This window comes from Hypnocyclicus thermotrophus, assembly GCF_004365575.1.
GTDB lineage: Bacteria > Fusobacteriota > Fusobacteriia > Fusobacteriales > Fusobacteriaceae > Hypnocyclicus > Hypnocyclicus thermotrophus.
This window is the reverse complement of sequence record NZ_SOBG01000001.1, coordinates 247,879-266,331: the sequence shown is the minus strand read 5'-3', so window position 1 is coordinate 266,331 and position 18,453 is coordinate 247,879. Positions and strand designations below refer to the sequence as shown.

Here is an 18,453-nt window from a genome sequence, read left to right as displayed (position 1 = left end):
TTTTGTTTCAAGCTAAAATATATTTATATTTTCCCGTAACACTTGTTCCTGTTGTATTAAAAGCTATACTTCCATTAGTAGTTGCACTTGATATTGTCGATAAATTACCAGATACCGTTACAACTGACGCACTTCCTCCTCCAGTATTTATAGTATCTGTATTATTATCTTTATTCCCAAAACAACCTGTAAAAAACGTCATTATTACCAATAAATTTAGAATTATTACCCGTTTCATTATCCCACCTCTTTCATATATTAATTACCTCTATTATATTATACTACTTAACTCTACACTTTTCCTCAAAAAAAATAAAACTTTCAAAAATTAATTTGAAAGTTTTATACATAAATTTTTTCTTTTACTTTCTTTTTGAGTTTAATATAGTCTTTAAATATAAACCATGGAAAATAAAAATTATTTATATATTTAGGTATTTGTAATTTAGGATTGTCTAAAATTCTATATATCCATTCACTTTTTAAATCTCTTATAAATTTAGGAGCTCTTTTATAAAAACCAGCTTCAAAATCAAAATATCCACCTACAGTGACTACTATAAGCTTTTTTTCTTTTATAGTTTTAAAATTATTTTTCACCCAAATCTCTTGTATTGGACTACCCTTCCCTACAAATAGAACTGAATTATCTTCTATTTTAGAAAAATCAAGTCCCCTATATCCGTTTTGATAATAATATATATCAATATTTTTTGAATTTAAAGATTTTACACACTTTTCTATATTTTCTTGAGTAGTACCGTAAAGTGCTATCTTCATATTTTTATCATTAAAAAATTTTATTAATTCTGGATTTAAATCTGTTCCATTTAAATTTAATAATGTTTTTCCATATAAAACTTTTATATATGTTAAAAGTCCTACTCCATCTGGTAAAATATAACCTGAATATTTTAAAGATTCTAAATAATCTTTATCTTTTCTAGCTTTTACAAAAGGAACCCAATACATATAATTAATAATTAAAAAATTTTGAATGTTCTTTTTTAATAATATCTCATTGAATAATTCGTTATACGATTCAAATCCTGTTATCTTTAGATCATTTACTAATGTTATTTCATCCATATTTCACTCCTTTTTTACATCGCTAAATAATACTATTCCTTTTTATTTTCATCTAATAATAATTTTTTAATTTTAATAAATTTTTTATTTTTTAAATTATCCATACTTTCTACAAATCCCCAATTATTTGATGCCCCTGATTTATACCACATAAATAAGCTATTATCTGTATATCTATCCCAAATATCTAAATATTTTTTCATAAGTTTTACATAATCTTCTGTCTGTATAAATTTTTGTTCTATTTCATTACTGGATTTAAAATCATTTCCTGCAATATCTATTCCACCTTCATATGCTAAAAATTTTATATTGTATTTTTTAGAAATTTTTACATTTTCTTTGTATTGTAAATCTAATGGTGAATTTTCTATTTTATTATTAATAAAATTATATATATCATTAAAATTTTTATTATCTGGATTTTCTACATTTATATAAGCGCCCCCTGCAAATCCATAAAAGTATTTATTTGGTTTTCCATAATATTTTTTTATATATTTAAGTTGTGTTTTTATTACATCTGTCCATACAATTTGAGCACCTATTATTATTCTAACTCTATTATTTATTTCACTTTTCCCAAAAATTTCACTAAAAATTTTATTAATTTTTATAAGTTTTTCTACTGCAATTAATGTTGCTTTAAAATATTCATTTTTCACTTTATATTCTTTTAAATTCTTATTTTTTTCTATTTGTTCTATATACTGTTCTTTTAACCATGTATTTTGTGGAAAAATAGTATTCCAATATTCATTACTATATTCTATATAAATATTTAAGTTTTTATTCAAGCCATTTTTTAAAAGTAATGCTAAACTTTTTATATATTCATTATTTGCTTTATATGGAATATTTATCCAAATATCTTTATTTAATGTATTAGCTATATCTATTATATATTCCCATGCTATTCCATCTTTTTTATTTTGAAAAATATCTTCTTTTTTAGTTCTATCTTTCCAATTCTCGATACTAGTTTCATTTATTCTTTTTAATTCCATAAATCTAAGCACTTTAAAATATTTATGCATTTCAATAAATTCTTCAGTAAACACTTCATTATTTTTATATTTTTCATCTATTATTTTTATATTTTTTATTCCACTACCTATATGTTTAAAAGACAATATTAATTGTGTATTATCTTTAGGTAAATAAAGTTTTGCACTATATCTATTATTTGTTATTTTTATATTTTTTATAGTTCCAGTTGATTTTATAAATTTTATTTCAGGTACTTTGTCTACAATATCAAAAGTTAAATTATATATTTTATCATAATAATTTTTTCTTCCACTGTATACAACTATCCCAAAATCTTCTATCGGCCATCCATTATTATCTGTTTTTATTTCGCCTATTTTTTTCCATGGTTCATTACTATCTCCAAACCCTCTAGCTTGTTTTATAAGGTCTGTAAATAAACTCATATTACTCCAGTCATATATCCAATCAACATTCACACCTATGGACATCGAAAATAATGACGTATATATGCTCAAAAATAGTATTAAAAAAAATTTCTTCATCTCTTACCTCTTAATTATTCTTGCTGGTACTCCTACTACAGTACAATTGTCCGGTACATCAGTTAATACAACTGCTCCTGCACCAATCAAAACATTATTCCCTATTTTTATATCTCCTATTAAAATTGCTCCTGCACCAATATCTACATTATCTCCAATAATTGGAGCTTTTGTTTCTCCAACTCTAGCTATTCCTAATGTTACATTATGTCTTATTCTACAATTATTTCCTATCTTGGAGTAACCATTAATAATGATCCCTCCTTGATGATCAATTTTAAAATTTTTACCTACTTCTACTTCACAAGGTATTTCTATCCCTTTTCCTTTTATATAAAAAAATAGTATTTTATAAATTAATGAGAATGGTTTTCTAATAAAAGAATTTTTTATTCTATATCTCCATCTTCCAAATCTATAAATTAGCATAGCAATAAATCCCCATTCAATTTTTTTATTATAATTCCGAAAATCTTCCCTTATATTTTCAAACATATTTTTCTCCTTTACACTCCACACACCCAATAAATTTAATATCCTTTCCAAGGAAAAGCCGGAGAAATTTTTCCACCTTTTGTATTTTCCCATGCCTTTTTAATCATTTTTATAATAATTCTTGATTCCTCTTTTTTTAAATTATTATTTTTATTTTTTAATGTTCTAATAATATTCCATGTTAATTCCATTAATTTAGATGAATAAGCTGTTATTAATCCAAAATTTTTTCTATAATATAAATATTGACTCTGTAGTCTCCATAATGTCATCTGCATTCCATTTTTAGATATTAACTTCTCTGAAAATATACTCGTTGAAGCTCCTCCTAAATGAATTACCTCTACTTCTGGATAATATATTATTTTATAGCCTTTTTCCTTTATTTTTAAACAAAAATCTACTTCTTCATAATACATAAAATATCTTTCATCAAATATTTTTTTCCCTATAATATCACTACGTATAAGCATAAATGCTCCAGTTACCCAATCACACTCAAACTCTTTATTAAAATTTTTATATGTCATTAAAGATTTCCCAAAAAAACTCGACTTATTATATTTACTTGCTATTCCACTAAGTACAAAAAAATCTTGTAAAACTGTTGGAAAAGATCTTGGTGATGGTTGCCAATCACCATTTTCACATTCCAGCTTAGCACCTAATACCCCTATTGTCTTATCACTTTCTATTTTTTCAAGCGCCTTTTTTAAATTTCCTTTTTTTATAAATGCATCAGAATTTAATAATAAAATATATTTACCTTTTGCCATTTCATATCCTAAATTATTTGCTATCCCAAAACCATAATTTCCTCCACTTTTTCTAAGGATAATATCATCTTTAAATTCTGTTTCAAGCATTTCTATTGTCCCATCTCTTGAATCATTATCTACTACTATAATTTCATGGGATATTTCCATAATTTCTTTTTTTAATTCATTTATGCATCTTTTTAATAATTCACGCGTATTAAATGATACTATTATTACAGATATATCAATCATTATATTCTATTACCTTTCTTTATTTTCTGTCTGTTCTTATCCATTCTGTATTTTTTTTAGAATGGCTTAATATCAACGGTAAGTTTATAATTTTCCAAAATATATATTTTGGTACTTCAAAAATAATTAATAAATCCTTTAATTTTCCAAAATATAATACAGATAAAACTATATGAAATGAGATAATAAAAATATTTATTAAAGAATAAATTTTAAATCCAGTTCCTCCTATAATTCCAATAATTAATAATAACGTTACTTGAAAAGCTAATGGTAAAATCATAAGATCTAACAAAGGTTCTATTAAATGAAATTTCCCTTTAAATACCTCTTTTAATAATTTAAAAAAATATTTTTTTTGTAAATAAAATTTTCCCCCTTCCCATCTAGCCCTTTGACTTTTAGCTCCTTCTTCAGTAGTAGGAAAATCAGAATATACAGCCGTATCTTTTAGAAATTTTACTTTTTTACCTGAATTAATAATCTCTAAATGATATTCAATATCTTCTGCAATAGAATTTACATTATATCCAATTTCATCAATAAGTTGTTTCGATAATGCAAACCCATTTCCTAATATCCCTGCTGAAATTCCTAATTTTTCTCTGCCTAATGGTCTAAGCCCATTCATTGACATAAGTGCTAAATGCATTAAACTGTTTCTTCTGCTAATATATGGTTCGTTTACAAAATTTAAGCATTGTACTGCTAATGCACCATTTAAAAAAGCATTCCCAAATTCTTCTATTAAATTTTCTTTTATTATACTGTCTGCATCAATGATAATATATCCATAATAATTTTCATTTTTTAACTTTTCCATTGCATATTTTAATGCAAAACCTTTTCCTCTTTTTTCTTTATTATTTCTCTCTAAAACTTTTACATTTTCAGATTTCGAAATCTCTATTGTCTTGTCAGTGCAATTATCTGCAATAACAATTATATCATACGAATATCCTAAATCACTAGATTTTTTTATACTTTTAATACATCTTTTTATTAATTTTTCTTCATTATGTGCAGGTATTAATACTGCTAACTTTATATCTTTTTTTATTTTTTTATTTTTTTTATCTTTTAAAAATACATTAGAAAAAGTTAATAAAGTTATCTCCAAAAAACCAGGTAAAGTACATATAACTAATATTATCGAAACAATCAGTAACATTTTTCCTCCTAATTAAATTTTATTAATCACTTATATTTTCTTCAAATAATTCTTTTAATTTAATTATATTTTTTCTTATATCGTATTTTTTCTCTATTTTTTTTCTTGCATTATTTTTTAATTCTTTATAATTATCACTGTTTTTTATAATCTCAATTAATAATTCACTTAATTCATCAATATTTGAAGCTTCTACTAAAAACCCATCTTTTTTATCATCTATAAGTTCTGGAATTCCATTTATTTTAGTAGAAATAGTAATAATTTTCTTAGACATTGCTTCCATCAAAACTATTGGAACTCCTTCAGCAAATGATGGCAATACAAATATATCACTACTCTCAAGAGCTTTTATAACTTTATCATTATTTACAGGCCCTAATATTTCTATGTAATTTTCCAAATTCGATTTCTCTACTTTTTCTTTTAAATTTTTTAAATATTCTCCACCTCCAATAAATGTTACTTTAAAATTTTTTGTTTTTTTTATAACTTTCTTTACTGTCTCTACTAATAATAATTGTCCTTTACTTGGCACTATTCTTCCTACACATAAAATATTTATTTTATCATTTTCTTTTTTTTCTTTTACAAATTCATTTATATTATTAAATTTTGATAAATCTATACCACACCTTATAATATTTATTTTATCCCAATAATCTGGTGTAGATTCTCTCATTAGTTGACTCTGACAAAAATAACTAATTGCTCTTATAAATTTTGCATTTTTTATTTTTTCAACAATTAAATTTTCTTTTACATTGTAAAAAACATCAGGTCCATGTACACTAATACTATATTCTATTCCTTCAAACTCTTTAGCAATTAAAGCTACTGTAGCTGCTGGATTTGCAAAATGTATATGTACATGCTTTATATTATTTTTCTTCATATAATTATGTAAAAGTATTGCTTCTATAAAATATCCCACTGCTTTAATAATATTTTTTACTCCATTTTTTACAGAAAGATTATAGGTATAATTTAATATATTAATAAATTTTAATGGATTTATAATAAAATATTTTAATACTATCAATAAAATATTTTTTTTATTTTCTTTTTTTATATAGTACGTTTTATTCAATCTTTTTACATAGTCATCACTAAATTTTTCTATATTTTTAGGATAATTTATAGAACTAGTATATATTTCAAAATTTTTCGATAATTCATCAACTTCCACATCAATAAAAGTATGAGAAAGTGCTGGATATTCACTGCATAAATAAAGTATTTTCTTCATAATGTTCCCCTTTATTCTTCAAAAAAATATTTTAATCTCATTTTTAGTAACTCTTTTTCCATTTCGTCATCATATACTTTTGTTCTTGTTTTTATTAAATCATACCAAGGATATTTTTTAGTTTGTTCTTCAAGGCGAATTATATAATCTTTGGTAAGTCCTATTACTTTTGCCGGTACTCCACCAACAATTACACCATCTGGGACATCTTTTGCTACCACAGAGCCAGATGCTATTATAGAATTATTTCCTATTACTACATTTGGCATAATAGTTGCTCCATATCCAACAAAACAGTTATCACCAATTACTACTTTTCCTACTTTATCTAATACTTTTCCTGTTGCTGTTGCAAAAACTGCTACTGCTCCTTCATGACCAATAATTGTACACGCTGATAAACATGTATTATTACCTATTTTTACATATTTAGGATCTGTAAAACCAGCATATGGATTTATTCTACATCCTTCACCTATTGAATATAGGTAATTTATTTTTTTTAAATACTCCGCATATTCATCACTTCTTGGTTTACATATTTTTCTATATAATCCCATATATTTCTTGTCTCTTATTGCGATTTTATATACTAATTTCCTTATTATTTTCTTTATCACAAGTCTTCCCCCTTGAGATTTTTATTAAATTTATTTACAAATATATTTAATACAATAAATAGATTTATATAAAAGTTATATGTAAAAAATTTCTCTTTGAAATAATAATATAATTTTATAAACCTGTTTTTATTTGATAAAAAAATTAGTGTAAACACTTCTATTTTTTTATTCATATCTCTTTTATATTTTTCTTTTGTTTTACTATAAAATAAAGCACCTGCTTTAATTTTTTTATAAAATATAAAATATCTATAATATTCATCACGAATTTTAGATATAATATTTAGATAGTCACTACCTATACCAATTTGGTTTTTATTATGTATTCTATAATACATTGTTGGATTTTTTATAAAATATACATTACCATAAAGTTTTGCATTTTTAAAAATATAAAAATCATACAAATAATCAGAATAAAAATTAAATGGTAAAATTTTTTCTTTTAATTTTTCATTAAAAATCATTGTAGAACCTTGTGCTATATTTATCCCCATTAGAAATTTAGAGTCATTATATTTATAAAATTTTTTCCCTATATGATTTCCAAATTCACAATTATTTTTATAAAGTATAGAGTCTGAAAATACTAATGCTGGTTTATCATTTTCTATTTCTTTTATTTTTTTTAAAGATCTTTCAATTTTATCTTTAAACCATATGTCATCTTGGTCACTTATCATTATATATTTTGTATTACTAATATTTATTAATAATTCAAAATTTTTATTTATACCTATATTTCCTTTATTATCTTCTATTAATTTTATTCTATTATCTTTTTTTATATAACCTCTAATAATTTCCACTGTTTTGTCACTAGAGTTATCATCTCTTATGAGTAATTCAAAATTTTTGTATGTTTGATTGAGTATTGAATTAATTTGTTCTTTTATAAAATCTTCACCATTATAAGTAGCCATTAATACTTGTACTTTATCCATTTATTTCCCCTTTAACTTTATCTCTTCTAAATTTATTTCTTTAAATATAAACAATATTCCAAAATATATTAATCCACCTAAAAATGTTATAATTAAAATGTTTATATAAATTTTATAGTCTAAATATGATTTTACTTTTAACAAAACTATTCCCATAATTAGACTATACAAAATATATTTAATTCTAAAATCTATTTTTATATTAATATATTTTTTTGTGTAATACATATGTAAAAAAGAAACTATAAAACTAATCATTATTGTTCCAATTGCTGCACCATTGTGTTTGTATAATGGAATAAAAATAATATTAAAAACAAATCCTACAATTACTCCTATAATATTTATTTTAATAGCTGTTTTTTCCTTTTTATTAGAATAAAGTTGTATTGCAAAAAAATTTGTTAATACTGAGAATAATATTATTATACTCATTAATCTCGAAGTAAATATTGACGCTTTAAACTCATTACCTGCAAGTAATAAAATAATTTCATCCGAAAGAATAAATATTCCTATAATTGACGGATAAACTATCATCAATATGTACTTTAACCAATTTTGAGATATTATATTTGCTTCATCTTTTTTATTATTTCCATATACATTTGATAATCTCGAATAAAAAATAGCTCCTAAACTTATTAAAAGTCCTATTACTATTCTATTTATTCTAATTGCTGCGTTGTATATCCCTACATTCCAATCGCTTGTAAGAAAACCTAACATTATAATATCCATTGTTACTTGTATTGTAGACGCTAAAGTTCCTATAGTTATAATTAATATTGGTTTTATTCTACTATAAATTTTCAAATGAAATTTTTGATCATAATTTATAAATTTTTTACTATAATAAAAATTTATCAGCATTTGTATAAAACTAGATAATAACAATAAAATTGGTATAAAAATTATATCTTTTTCATTTTTAACAAAAATAAATATTGATATAATATATAAACTTTGTATTATTATTCCTCTTGAAACTGTATAGCTAAACTTCTCAAGCCCCGTATAAAGCCACTCTATACTAACACTATTTGTTATTATTCCAAATCCAAATATTAAATAAAAAACAAAATTTTTATTATATTTTTCAAAACTAATTATTGTTATTAAATATAAAAAAAACATTGAAAATGTAAATAATAATGTAATTATTAATATTTCTTTAAAATTTTTTGTTAACTTTCTTTTATTATCTCTTGCTATAGCTATTTCTCTTGCTCCATACATCGAAATACCCATTGTGGGAATAAGCATAAAATAATTTGAAAAAGTTGTAGCAAAATTAATAATCCCCATCCCTTCTGGACCTAATACTCTTGATAAATAAGGAAAAGTAATTAAGGGAAAAACTAATAATGATATATTTTTTAATATTACCATAAGTACATTTTTTTTTATTGATTCTGCCATTTATTATGCTCCTCTTATAGTATTCTTTTAAATTTATATTCTACTTTGTTATCTGTACTTAATATATATTTTTCATAGTTTGCAGATATAATACCAAACATTATATATAATATAAGATCTGTAGTATACATATTTGCTACGAAGAAATAATTTATTACAATAAAAAAAATTACTACTATCGCTAAATTTACAAATTTCATATCTTTTTCTAATATACATTCTTTTATCTCTTTTAATTTTAGATATTCATAATATGCTCTAAAAATAAGAAACATAAAAAGTGAAAGAGATATTATTCCACCAGTAAATACCCGATATAAATAAAAATTATCTATTGTCATCGTATCTTCATTATTCCAAGCATATCCCACTTTACCAGTATATTTTATATTTCCACCATAACCTATCCACATACTTTGACCTATTAATTCATCTATATTCATAATTAAATTTAATCTATAATTTGCACTATCATCCAGAACTTCTTCATGACTAGAAAATTCTTGTTTAAATACTATAAAAAATATTATTCCTATAATAAATAAAAATTTATAATTAATTTTTTTTCTTTCTAAAAAATATACCAAATAAAATATCATTAAAAAAGCAATTGTCCCTCTTGATATAGAAAATACTACACCGATAAATGTTAAAACAACTGATATTCCCCAAAATATTTTTTCTTTTTTTATCTTTGTATGTACAAAAAAATATACTGAAATTATTGAAAAAATCGAATAACAAATCCCTGCGATTATAGGATGTGGAAAAAATAATTGTATTCTATTGAGTCCCCAACGTGGCGCTTGTTGTAAAAAAGGATAGCTACTTAACCAAAAATATTTTATAATATATTTCCCTTGAAACATCTCCATAGGTGCAAAAATAAGCATTAATATGTTTATTATTACTATTATCTTAAGAGATTTTTTTAATAATTTACTATTTCTAAAATAATATCTAGCAAAAAAATACAAAAAATAGTTTTGTATTAAATCACTTTGAAATACTCGAAAACTAAATCCAAACTCACCTTTTATTATTCCAATAATAAATTGAGCCACTATATAAAGTAAAATTAAAAAATCAAAATAAGTAAATTTTGCTTCGTAAATTTTAAAAAAAACGTACCAAGCAGAGATAACTAAAAGTGATGCAATAGGAATCGTTATCTCCATAAGTGGTAAACTATTTAATTGAAAGAAAAAACTATTTGGAAATAAAAATATAGAAGGTAATACAATATATATAAATGATTTTTCACTTTTATTTTTTAATACAAAACTAGCTGATATTAACATTGAAATAAATATCAAAATAATTGCTTTAGCCATATTTTTGTCCTATCTTTTAAATTTTCCCACTCTTCCCCAATTTATTACTGTTGTAAAGCTGTCTATTTCAAATTGATTTATAAGCTCAACGGTTTTTATAAGTTTACTATGTGTTGTATAATTCCCATGAATAACAAGTACTGCAATATCAGATTGTAATAACAAATATTCTGTCATTGCTGATTGCATAACTGGAGCTGAATCAATAAATATAAAATCATATTCTTGTTTTAAATCTTCTAAAATTTCTTTTATTGTTTTATTTGTAATATTGATTATACCGCCCATATGAAGAATATCTATATTTCTTTCATAATCTTTATAAATACATTTATTTAATTTTTTCCCCGTTAAATAATCTTTTAATCCTAAATTTCGATCTATGTCTATATGCATTTTTTTAGCGATATTTGCACTCTCTGTATTTAATTCAAGAATAAGTACCTTATCACAATTTTCCCTCATTGTATGAGCTGCATTTATTATCAATTCTGTTACACCAGATTTTTTATCCACCCCATTTATCACTGCTATTTTAGCTCCATGTTTTTCTCTTTCTATATTTAATTTTGTTACAAGACTTTTTATCGCTTTATATATAACACTATGTGTATTATATAAACTTGCTGATATAAAATTTCCTTTTTTTAAATGTGATATAGGCCATGCCGACGAAAATCCTAATGCATATTTTACATCTTGAGGAGTTTTAATCCTTTGATCTAATATTTCATATATAAAACATAAAAACGATATCCAACCAAAAGCTAATACTAACGCAATAACCTTTCTTTTCATAGCATCATTTCCAGCTGGTCCATATACTTTGCTAGCACTTTCCAAAATTTTTAAACGACCAGGATTTTTAGTTTCAGAAATAAGATATGATATCCTATTTTTTATCTCACTAAGAGAAGTTTTTAATTGTAATATATCAAAATTAAGTTCTTGTGCCTCTAATATTTTTAATGAAATTTCTGAATATTTTCCTCTTATTTCTTCAAGTTGCTCTTTTATAGCTTCTTCTTGTTTTTTTGCTGATTCATAATTTGTTTTTGCATTAAGTTCTTTTATTTTAAGGTCATATTCTCTAGATTTTTCTATATTTTTTTTCAGATTATATTTCGTTTCTTTTTCTAATTCTTCTATTTTATTTTGATAAACTTTTATTTTTCCTAATATTTGTTTTTCCTTATTACTTCCTTTTGGAATGGAGTCAAGTTCATCATTTAATTTATTTATTTTTTCTATGTAGTTTAATTTTATCTCTTTATATACACTATCTTGAATTAAAAGAGATTTAATCTCTTTTTCTATTGGCATTTTCTTTATAGTTTCTATCTCATTTTTTAATTCAAAATATTTTTTTTCTTGTTCAATTTTATTTTTATAAACTTCTACATATGAAGTTTCTAAACTATTTAATTCTGATTTATAAGGCATATCACTAGAATCAAAATTACCAGTTCCTATTTCTTGAGCAATTTTTTTTACTAAAACTAATTTCCCTTGAATTTCTGATTCTATTTTTTTCTTTTCTTCAATAAGATATTGTATTCTAAAATTATCTTCTATTATTTTATTATCATTAGATTCATTTATATACTCTTTCATTAAATAATTAATAAAATGTTCAATTCCTATTTTTTGTTTTGATTGTAATGAAATTTTTACTAAATGTGTATTAGATAAATATTCTACTTTTATTTTTCTTATAAATATATTTACTAAAAAATCATTTATCTCATCAGAACCATAAAGTGCTTTCAATTCTTCTTTTGTTAATTTTTTTAAAGCACTCTTTACTATTTTTTTACTTGTAATTTTTTTTATTTGCGTCCCTACATATTTTTCGTAATATTGAGTAATACTATTTTGAGATACCTCAAAACTATTTATTGAAAATGTAGGAACTATAACTGGATCTATTTCTAAAATACCTGTTGATTCATAATATATCTGAACTGTGTTTTTCAATTTATTCCACACAACAAAAAAAGATAATATTCCCACAATCAAAATTAAAATTATATGTTTTTGTAAAATATAAAAAGGAATTATCTGTTTTCTTTTTTTTAATTTCATAAACTTCTCCTATTTTAAGTTATTAATATTGACTGCTGTATCTGTAAATAAATTTATTGCTTTTAAAGGTTCCAGTACATTAATTAAAAAATCATTAAAATTTGACATATTATTTTTTTCAACAAATACCATATCTCCAGGTTTTACTATTAATTTATTGTAATTTATATTTTTTATATTTTTAAAATTTAATACTCTTATATCATATTTTTTATCATTTTTATGTATATAATATACTTTTTCTAAATCAGAGTTTTTTGTAAATCCTCCACTTCTTAATATTACATCAATTAAGGTTAGATTTTTTTCATATTCTAATTTACCTGCCCTAGTAATTTCCCCATAAACATATATATTTTTTTCTTTTATCTTATCAATAGACACGTAAATTATATCATTATCATTTAAATATACATTTCCTATTAGATTATTATTTATGATCATATCAACCAAATCTATAACAATAGCTTCATTTTTACGAATAATTTTACAATATATTTTCGTATCCATTAAATCTTCAAAATTAAGATTTATTCCTCCTGCTTTAGTAAGTATTTTAATTAAAGTATCCTCATAATTTGACTTGTATTCTCCAGGTTTTGCAATATTTCCCCAAACATATACACTGTTATTCCCTTGCTTTAAATTGATTATATAATTCAAATTATCATAATAATTTAAAAGTTTTTTATTTATCTCATTTTGCAATTGAAAAATAGTTTTATTTTCTGCTATTATTTCTCCAATATCTTTTAAATTAATTTTTCCATCAGGAGTTATTTTTAATTCTAATTTACTAAATGATATATCATTTGGAATAAGCTCTATTATATCTCCTTGCTTCAATTTATATTCTTTTATTTTTTTATTAAATTTTTTTATTATTTCTGCAGAAGATAATTTTATTTCACTATCACTAATAGTTTCTCTTTTAATATTATTATCTTTAAAATTATATAAAGTTTTTGTATTATTATTACTACAACTTATTGTTAACATTAATAATAATATTATAAAAAAAAATCTCACTATTTTATTCCTCCAGTAGATAATCTCATCTTATTATTTTTTAAAGGTTTTTTTAATAATTTTCCTAAATAAAATCTTATGCTTCCTAAAAATTGTGGTAAAACAACAAGCGATACATGCCAAGCATATTTTTTACCCTCATCTTTATTTAAATTATAAAGAATCATAAACTTACTTACTAAAAACAATCTTGGTCTAAATAATAATAATAGCGAACTCAATATAGCAAATAAAGTAATTCTATAGTCTATTATCACAAATAATAAAGCAATAATGAATAATATTAAAGAAATTCCTCCTCTTACTAGTATTCTTTTTAGTTCTTGTCCCCACATATCTTTATACATATAGTTGATTTCTGCAAATGCATATCCACTTCTAAAACTTCTTTTTAAATATTGTCTAAAATTTATCATAGCTAAGTCATGATATGTCATTACTCTATCAATTTTCAAAATTTTATATCCTAAATTTCTAATTCTATAAGAAAGTTCTGGGTCTTCTCCAGCTATTAAACTATCTTTATAACCATTTGTTTTTTCTAAAACTTCTCTTTTTATAAAAACATCTCCACCAAATTCTAAAACATTTCCAAATTTTGGATTCCATTCAATATTTCCTATCCAATTATAAAAAGATATATATGGATAAAGTTCTACTCTTTTTCCACAAACGGCTCCAATTTTATCATCTTTTTTTATAAAATTTAAAGCCTCATTAAACCAGCTTAATTCAAGAGTAGTGTCAGAATCTATAAATTGAACATATTCTCCTTTTCCTTGCTGCCATCCAAAATTTCTTTGTGCTCCAGGAGTAGGATTTTTTTTATTAAACTTTAATATATTTACAAACTTATATCTACTCACTAATAAAAGTGTATTATCTACTGACCCACCATCTACATAATATACTTTTATTTTTTTATCACTATTTACTTTTATAACTCCTTCTATACTATTTAGACATCTAACTATTGTTTTTTCTGCATTTAGTCCTATTATAACTATATCTATACTATTCTGTATCATAATTAGCTCCTTTTTTTATTAATACTGTTTTTATAGTTTTTAATATAATTATTATATCAAGCCATACTCTCCAGTTTCTTATATATAACAAGTCTAATTTTAATCTTTGTTCAAAATCTAAATTATTTCTTCCACTTACTTGCCATATTCCTGTAAGTCCTGGTTTTACTGCAATAATTTTTTTATAATTTTCTCCCATATCATCTTTTTCTCTAAATAAATATGGTCTAGGTCCAACTATACTCATATCTCCTTTTAATACATTTATAAATTGTGGAAATTCATCAAGACTTGTTTTCCTTAAAAAATTTCCTATTTTTGTTATACGTGGATCATTTTTTAATTTTTTATTTTTTTGATATTCTTTTCTTGCTTCTTCATTTTCCAAAAGCATTTTTTCTAGCACTTCATCTGCATCTTTTACCATAGTTCGAAATTTTATTACTTTTATAGCTTTTCCATTTAATCCTATTCTATCTTGGACAAAAAATACTTTTCCAGCATCTTCTTTTTTTATTAAAAAGTATACTATTGTATACATTGGGATTGATAAAGTAACGCCTATCAAAGCTCCTGTTATATCCATTATTCTTTTAATTATTTTTTTTGTAGGATTCATAAGATTTTTATGAGAAACAAGAGTGATTACTTTATTCCATGAAAAATTGAGTAAAAAATTATGACCTTGATAAAAATCTGGAATAAGTTTTATAGTAGGAGCTATATCTTCAAATTGAAAAACTATATCATTTATTGTAGATTTATTTAATTTTGATGAAACAATAATTAATTCTTCTATATTATTATATTTCTTTATCATCTCTTTTTTTATAGTATCCATATTATTAACATCATCAATAATTTCATACCCTTTTATTTTATTAAAAGATAAAAAATTTAAATTCTCTAAATAATTAGAAATATTATCAAAATTTACTTCATCACTTATTAATACTACATTTTTTATATTTAAATTTAATTTTCTTAAAACATACCTTAACACCATTCTATTTATAACAAATATAATAAATAAAAACAATAAATATAACCATAATTGATAAAAATTATAATTTTTATCAATTATTAACCAAAAATTAGATAAAATAATACCGAATATTAACAAAGAAGATGAAAATTTATAAAGTTCTTCCCATATATTCCAAAAATCAAAATTATATATTTTTTCAAAATAAAAAATCAATATTAATAAAAAAGTTTCCAAAAGAGAAAAATTAAAAAAAATAGACTTAAAAATAGATTTATCGAAAAATAAAGTAACTTTATTAAAAAAAAGAATAGAAAAATTAATAATTAAAAAATCGTTTATTAAAAAAAGAAATACTAAAAAGTATTTTTCAAAAAAATTTAATTCAATTTTCTTCAACATAACCACTCCCACTTATATAATAGCACATATTTACCACACAATGTTAGAATATCATTTTTCATTAATTTTGTAAATACCTTTTTTCGATATAAATACATTTTTTTTAATTTCGGGACTTTTTATGTAAATTTTCATATATAAGTCTTTATTCTGAACTTATATTTATTTATTTATTGTATCTCCAAATGCATACTTTTTAAAGTTTTATTATTTTTTATTTTTATTTTACAATTTTGGTATATCTTTATCTTTTTTTATAATAATACCCCCCTTATAAATATATTATAAGGGGGGATAGATTGAATTAAAGGGTTTAAACACCAATGTCTTGGTATTTATTAGGTAACTATAAATTAGAGATTATCTCTTTTGCAGTATCCATTTCTAGTAATTTATTTGCATATTGTTTTGCATCATCATAATTTGATTCTAAAATAACTTTTTTAACTCGTGGGATAGACGTTGCACTCATAGAAAACGCATCTAAACCAAGTCCTAAAAGAAGTTTTGTTGCTTTATTATCTCCAGCAAATTCACCGCACATAGATACAGTTATACCTTCAGCATGGGCTCCTTCTATTGTAACTTTTATTGCTTCAAGTACAGCTGGATTATATGTATCATATAAATCGCTAATAATTTCATTCCCTCTATCTACTGCAAGAGTATATTGAGTTAAATCATTTGTTCCAATTGAAAAGAAGTCAACTTCTTTAGCAAAATATCTTGCTCTAAATGCTGTTGCTGGTGTTTCTACCATTATTCCAACTTTAATTTCTTCATCAAATTCTATATTTTCTTTTCTCAATTCTTTTTTACACTCTTCTAATATTTTTTTACTTTCTCTGACTTCATCCAAAGAAATTACCATAGGTAACATTATTTTAATTTGACCATATTTAGAAGCTCTAAGGAGCGCTCTAAGTTGTGTTTTAAACATATCTTTCTCTTTTAGACATACTCTAAGAGCTCGGTATCCTAAAAACGGATTCATTTCTTTAGGTAATTTTAAATATGAGAGTTCTTTATCCCCGCCTATATCCATAGTTCTTATAGTTACAGGCTTACCTTGCATTTTTTCTGCTACTTCTTTATATGCAGCAAATTGTTCTTCTTCAGTAGGTAATTTATCACTATTCATAAATAAAAATTCTGTTCTATAAAGTCCTATACCTTCAGCACCATTTGCTAACACTCCTGTTAAATCTTTTGGACTTCCAATATTTGCCCAAAGATTTACTTTATGATTATCTATTGTAATAGCTTCTTTATCTTTTATTTTTTTTAACTCTTCTTTTTCTTCTAAAAACTCTTTTCTCAATTTAGAGTATTTATTTTTATTTTCTTCGCTTGGATTAACTATTATAAATCCGGTATTTGCATCTACTATTATTTCAGTTCCATTTAAAATTTTATCAGTAATTCTAGCTACACCAACAACTGCCGGTATTTCTAAAGTACGTGCCATTATAGCTGAATGAGCTGTTTTCCCACCAATTTCAGTAATAAATGCTCCTACATTTTCTAAATCCATTTGAGCAGTATCTGAAGGTGTTATATCTTTTGCTATTATGATAGAATTTTTTGGTAAATTTGATAAATCTAAAATATCTACTCCTAAAATATTTTTTATCCATCTTTTACCAATATCACCTAAATCAGCAGCTCTTTCTCTTAAATATTCATCTTCTAATGCTGCTATCATAGCACAATATTCTTTTATTCCTTCATTTAAAGCATATTCAGCAGTATATCCTTCATCTTCTATTTTTTCTACTACTTCATCAAAAAGTTCTTCATCTTCTAAAAGCGTTATATGACCATCAAAAATAGCCGCTTTATCATCACCCATTTTTATTTTAGCTTTTTCTCTAATAGCTTCTAATTGAATTTTAGTTTTTTCTCTACCTTCTAAAAGTCTTTGTTTTTCTTCATCAAAAGTAATATTACTTATTTCTTTTATATCAAGCTCTACTTCTTCATAAAGAAAAACTTTACCTATAGCTATACCTGGGGAAGCGTCTATCCCTTTAAAAAATTTTTCCATACTCT

At 23.2% G+C, this 18,453-nt stretch carries 16 protein-coding genes; all 16 read right to left on the bottom strand.

The window, feature by feature from the left end; all coding sequences use genetic code 11:
* Window positions 1–7: 7 nt before the first annotated feature.
* Window positions 8–238 (bottom strand): hypothetical protein, encoded by a 231-nt coding sequence (locus tag EV215_RS01280; RefSeq protein ID WP_134112107.1) that lies wholly within the window; start codon window positions 236–238, stop codon window positions 8–10.
* A gap of 104 nt (window positions 239–342) precedes the next feature.
* Window positions 343–1,089 carry a WecB/TagA/CpsF family glycosyltransferase gene (locus EV215_RS01275; RefSeq protein ID WP_134112105.1) on the bottom strand — a complete coding sequence of 249 codons (747 nt, stop codon included), beginning with the start codon at window positions 1,087–1,089 and terminating at the stop codon, window positions 343–345.
* Between the two features lie 32 nt (window positions 1,090–1,121).
* On the bottom strand, window positions 1,122–2,525 hold the full coding sequence (locus EV215_RS01270) for a hypothetical protein (protein ID WP_134112103.1): 1,404 nt from the start codon (window positions 2,523–2,525) through the stop codon (window positions 1,122–1,124).
* Between the two features lie 102 nt (window positions 2,526–2,627).
* Window positions 2,628–3,119, bottom strand: a complete 492-nt coding sequence (locus EV215_RS01265; protein WP_134112101.1) for a serine O-acetyltransferase — start codon at window positions 3,117–3,119, stop codon at window positions 2,628–2,630.
* A gap of 35 nt (window positions 3,120–3,154) precedes the next feature.
* The gene (locus EV215_RS01260; RefSeq protein WP_134112099.1) at window positions 3,155–4,129 is read right to left on the bottom strand and encodes a glycosyltransferase family 2 protein; all 975 of its coding nucleotides are present in this window, start codon (window positions 4,127–4,129) and stop codon (window positions 3,155–3,157) included.
* 19 nt (window positions 4,130–4,148) lie between these two features.
* Window positions 4,149–5,300, bottom strand: a complete 1,152-nt coding sequence (locus tag EV215_RS01255; RefSeq protein WP_134112097.1) for a glycosyltransferase family 2 protein — start codon at window positions 5,298–5,300, stop codon at window positions 4,149–4,151.
* 22 nt (window positions 5,301–5,322) lie between these two features.
* The gene (locus EV215_RS01250; protein WP_134112096.1) at window positions 5,323–6,549 is read right to left on the bottom strand and encodes a glycosyltransferase family 4 protein; all 1,227 of its coding nucleotides are present in this window, start codon (window positions 6,547–6,549) and stop codon (window positions 5,323–5,325) included.
* Window positions 6,550–6,560: 11 nt separating this feature from the next.
* Window positions 6,561–7,169, bottom strand: coding sequence for an acyltransferase (locus tag EV215_RS01245; protein ID WP_134112094.1), 609 nt, complete (start codon window positions 7,167–7,169; stop codon window positions 6,561–6,563).
* On the bottom strand, window positions 7,166–8,116 hold the full coding sequence (locus tag EV215_RS01240) for a glycosyltransferase family 2 protein (RefSeq protein ID WP_134112092.1): 951 nt from the start codon (window positions 8,114–8,116) through the stop codon (window positions 7,166–7,168). The genes EV215_RS01245 and EV215_RS01240 overlap by 4 nt, the downstream gene beginning before the upstream one ends.
* Window positions 8,117–9,538, bottom strand: coding sequence for a flippase (locus EV215_RS01235; RefSeq protein WP_134112090.1), 1,422 nt, complete (start codon window positions 9,536–9,538; stop codon window positions 8,117–8,119). It lies immediately after the preceding gene.
* Window positions 9,539–9,552: 14 nt separating this feature from the next.
* Entirely contained in the window at window positions 9,553–10,872 is a 1,320-nt protein-coding gene (locus EV215_RS01230; protein ID WP_134112088.1) for an O-antigen ligase family protein, read from the bottom strand.
* A 9-nt stretch (window positions 10,873–10,881) separates the two neighbouring features.
* The gene (locus EV215_RS01225; protein ID WP_134112086.1) at window positions 10,882–12,957 is read right to left on the bottom strand and encodes an AAA family ATPase; all 2,076 of its coding nucleotides are present in this window, start codon (window positions 12,955–12,957) and stop codon (window positions 10,882–10,884) included.
* 9 nt (window positions 12,958–12,966) lie between these two features.
* On the bottom strand, window positions 12,967–13,986 hold the full coding sequence (locus EV215_RS01220) for an SLBB domain-containing protein (protein WP_134112085.1): 1,020 nt from the start codon (window positions 13,984–13,986) through the stop codon (window positions 12,967–12,969).
* Window positions 13,986–15,014 (bottom strand): glycosyltransferase family 2 protein, encoded by a 1,029-nt coding sequence (locus tag EV215_RS01215; RefSeq protein ID WP_134112083.1) that lies wholly within the window; start codon window positions 15,012–15,014, stop codon window positions 13,986–13,988. The genes EV215_RS01220 and EV215_RS01215 overlap by 1 nt, the downstream gene beginning before the upstream one ends.
* Window positions 15,001–16,401, bottom strand: coding sequence for an exopolysaccharide biosynthesis polyprenyl glycosylphosphotransferase (locus EV215_RS01210; protein ID WP_134112081.1), 1,401 nt, complete (start codon window positions 16,399–16,401; stop codon window positions 15,001–15,003). The genes EV215_RS01215 and EV215_RS01210 overlap by 14 nt, the downstream gene beginning before the upstream one ends.
* Before the next feature lie 346 nt (window positions 16,402–16,747).
* Window positions 16,748–18,448, bottom strand: coding sequence for a phosphoenolpyruvate--protein phosphotransferase (gene ptsP / locus EV215_RS01205; protein ID WP_134112079.1), 1,701 nt, complete (start codon window positions 18,446–18,448; stop codon window positions 16,748–16,750).
* Window positions 18,449–18,453 lie beyond the last annotated feature (5 nt).

Excerpts from the sequence above, each read along its gene's own strand:
- EV215_RS01250 (WP_134112096.1), bottom strand. The coding sequence starts at position 6,549 with ATGAAGAAAATACTTTATTTATGCAGTGAATATCCAGCACTTTCTCAT.
- EV215_RS01270 (WP_134112103.1), bottom strand. The coding sequence starts at position 2,525 with ATGAGTTTATTTACAGACCTTATAAAACAAGCTAGAGGGTTTGGAGAT.
- EV215_RS01275 (WP_134112105.1), bottom strand. The coding sequence starts at position 1,089 with ATGGATGAAATAACATTAGTAAATGATCTAAAGATAACAGGATTTGAA.
- EV215_RS01240 (WP_134112092.1), bottom strand. The coding sequence starts at position 8,116 with ATGGATAAAGTACAAGTATTAATGGCTACTTATAATGGTGAAGATTTT.
- ptsP (WP_134112079.1), bottom strand. The coding sequence starts at position 18,448 with ATGGAAAAATTTTTTAAAGGGATAGACGCTTCCCCAGGTATAGCTATA.
- EV215_RS01280 (WP_134112107.1), bottom strand. The coding sequence starts at position 238 with ATGAAACGGGTAATAATTCTAAATTTATTGGTAATAATGACGTTTTTT.
- EV215_RS01235 (WP_134112090.1), bottom strand. The coding sequence starts at position 9,538 with ATGGCAGAATCAATAAAAAAAAATGTACTTATGGTAATATTAAAAAAT.
- EV215_RS01210 (WP_134112081.1), bottom strand. The coding sequence starts at position 16,401 with ATGTTGAAGAAAATTGAATTAAATTTTTTTGAAAAATACTTTTTAGTA.
- EV215_RS01255 (WP_134112097.1), bottom strand. The coding sequence starts at position 5,300 with ATGTTACTGATTGTTTCGATAATATTAGTTATATGTACTTTACCTGGT.
- EV215_RS01215 (WP_134112083.1), bottom strand. The coding sequence starts at position 15,014 with ATGATACAGAATAGTATAGATATAGTTATAATAGGACTAAATGCAGAA.
- EV215_RS01260 (WP_134112099.1), bottom strand. The coding sequence starts at position 4,129 with ATGATTGATATATCTGTAATAATAGTATCATTTAATACGCGTGAATTA.
- EV215_RS01225 (WP_134112086.1), bottom strand. The coding sequence starts at position 12,957 with ATGAAATTAAAAAAAAGAAAACAGATAATTCCTTTTTATATTTTACAA.
- EV215_RS01265 (WP_134112101.1), bottom strand. The coding sequence starts at position 3,119 with ATGTTTGAAAATATAAGGGAAGATTTTCGGAATTATAATAAAAAAATT.
- EV215_RS01230 (WP_134112088.1), bottom strand. The coding sequence starts at position 10,872 with ATGGCTAAAGCAATTATTTTGATATTTATTTCAATGTTAATATCAGCT.